The sequence below is a fragment of the Rhizobium sp. PEPV16 genome, from assembly GCF_008919455.1.
GTDB lineage: Bacteria > Pseudomonadota > Alphaproteobacteria > Rhizobiales > Rhizobiaceae > Rhizobium > Rhizobium leguminosarum_Q.
In genome coordinates this window covers 45,769-48,187 of record NZ_VSZV01000343.1, presented here as the reverse complement: position 1 = coordinate 48,187, position 2,419 = coordinate 45,769, and the positions used below count along the sequence as shown (strand labels likewise).

The following is a 2,419-nucleotide window of genomic DNA, read 5'->3' as shown; positions in this document are numbered from 1 at the left end:
CTTGAGACCGCGCATAGCGCACGATCGAGAAGACGGTCAGAAAATAGGGCGCGTATTTCATGGTGCGGATGAGGTCGAGCTCGTGCCGCACGACCTTCAACACATCGGGTGGCAGACCTTCGGGATAGCGATCAGGCACGCATTGCCAGACATAATGCTCCAGCGAAGCCTGGGCATCCTTGCCCGGTACGATCGCCTCCTCCGGATATTGGTAGGTGAGTTCCTCGAGCGAGAAAGTACACCGACGGACGACCTCCACGGTTCGTGCCAGGGCTTGCCCGTACCGCGGAAACAACCGCTCCATTTCTTCCGGCGGCTTCAGGTAGCGATCGGCATGGCGCTCGCGCTCGAAACCAACCTCGTCGATGGTGGTGCGGGTACGAATACAGGTGACGATGTCCTGCAACTGCCGGCGACCTGGTTCATGGAAGAGAACGTCATTGGTGACGACCGTCTTCACCTTGAACCTCGCCGCAAGATTGGAAATTTCATGCAGCCGCAGCTGGTCGTTCTGCCGACGCCGCAGACAAAGCGAGACATAGGCCCGATCACCAAACAGCTCGGCCATCCTGCGCAGCTGGATTGCACAGAGGTCATCCGGCAGATCCGGCACCAGGATGCCGACCATGCCGTCGTTGTAGGCAATGACATCGTCCCAGTGCAGAATGCAGTTGTTCTTGCCGCCGCGCGACTTGCCAAGCGTGATAAGGCGGGTCAGCCGGGAATAGGCAGCCCGGTCGGTCGGGTAGACCAGCACCGACATGCCGTCGGCCAGATCGAGCCGGCAACCGACAACGAGGCGCAAACCCGTGGCGCGCGATGCTTCAAGCGCCCGGACAATTCCGGCAAGCGAATTGCGGTCGACAACGCCGAGGGCTTCGATACCGAGAGCCTTGGCGGTCTCGAACAGTTCCTGCGCCGAACTCGCACCGCGCAGGAAGGAAAAATGGGTCGTGACCTGCAGCTCGGCATAACTCATGCGAAGATCCCATGGCAGTACCAGCGATGGCTTCCGGTTTCCGGATCGATGCCATCACCGGAGCGAAACACCCAGAGGCGCTCGCCGGCCTCGTCTTCGATGACGAAATAATCCCGCACCGCCTCCATCTCCGCGTCGCGCCGCCACCACTCGCCAAAGATCCGTTCCGGACCGTCGGCCCGCTTGACCTTCCGGCGCCTTCCGCGCCAGGTAAGCGAGGCCGGCGGGCGGTCCGGCAGCAAGGCGATGGCCTCGGTCAGCTCCGGACGGGCCAGCAGCCGGACCGGCCGGCGCCAATGGCTGACCCAGGTGACCTCGACAGGGTCGGCAGCAGGACTGATCCGATGGACGGAGCGCTCGGGCACGTCGGACGCAACCGGTGCCACCCGATAAACACGCTGGCCACGGTTGCCGTAGATATCGATCAGCGGCGTCACGTCCTTCACTTCCTCTTCGACCAGCGAGGAGGATTTCTGGCGCTCCTCCAGCGGCTCGACTATCACCGCAACCAAGGTGAGCTTCTCGATCCCGAAGCCGGGTTCGATCTTTTCCGTCCGGTCGCGAAACAGCTTCGTCAGCCAGGCGACGTCGCGCACCGGCTTCACCGTGCCGGCGCGGATTGCCTGCCGCGTGCCGTCGACCTTTTCGACGATCAGGTCGGCGCGCCGAACACCAAGGCCACGCCTTTGCAGCTCCTCGATCAGTTGTACGACCAGCCGGCCGACATATTTGTTGATGGTTTCGGCAGCACCGATCGGCTCGGCGAAGGCTCTGGAGACCTCGATAGTTTCGGCGGTGCGGATCGGATCGATCGGTTCGGAAGCGCGGCCGAACATCTGGTCGAGCCGCCGGCCAATCTCCGGACCAAAACGAAGCGTCAGCGGCGCGCGCGGCGTGTTCGCCAATTCGCTGACGGTCTGGAAGCCGAGCGTGCGCAAGTCGCTGACGACTTTTCCGGGAAGGCGCAGCAACGATATCGGCAGCTTTTCGACCGCGCGGACGGTCTCACCGGTCGGCACGATGACCGTTTCGCGGGTGATAGCACGGGCGCAGGCGTGTGCCGCACCCCAGGTGTCGGCGATCGCGACACGTGGGGTGAGTTTTTTTGCCAGGAACTGATTGGCGATCTTGGTCACCATGGAAAGCTCGCCGCCCTGCAGGTGATCGGCACCCTCGGTGTCCATGACGATCCCGTCGATCCCATCGACGGCGACGATCGGCGAATAGAGTGTCAGCGCCCAAAGGGTAATGCGTTCGAGTGCTGCGGCATCCTTTACAGGATCCGCCTCGATCAGCATCAGGCCGCGGAACAGCGCCTGTGCTTTCGCCGCAGGCATGCCGACATGCACGCCGGCTTTTCGGGCGGCCGCGTCGGCCGCCGACACCCAGCGTTTTGAGCCGCTCCTGGCGATCACGGCGATCGCCTGTTCAGGCGGAATG

At 63.1% G+C, this 2,419-nt stretch carries 2 protein-coding genes; both read right to left on the bottom strand.

All coding sequences use genetic code 11. The features are described 5' to 3' along the window. Positions 1-979: PHP domain-containing protein (locus tag FY112_RS38085; protein ID WP_246700757.1), on the bottom strand; the 979-nt coding region annotated here is incomplete at its 3' end. Further along, positions 976-2,394: a DNA polymerase Y family protein gene (locus FY112_RS27300; protein WP_151519734.1), complete on the bottom strand. Its 1,419-nt coding sequence runs from the start codon at positions 2,392-2,394 to the stop codon at positions 976-978. The genes FY112_RS27300 and FY112_RS38085, both read right to left, overlap by 4 nt. Between the last annotated feature and the right edge of the window lie 25 nt (positions 2,395-2,419).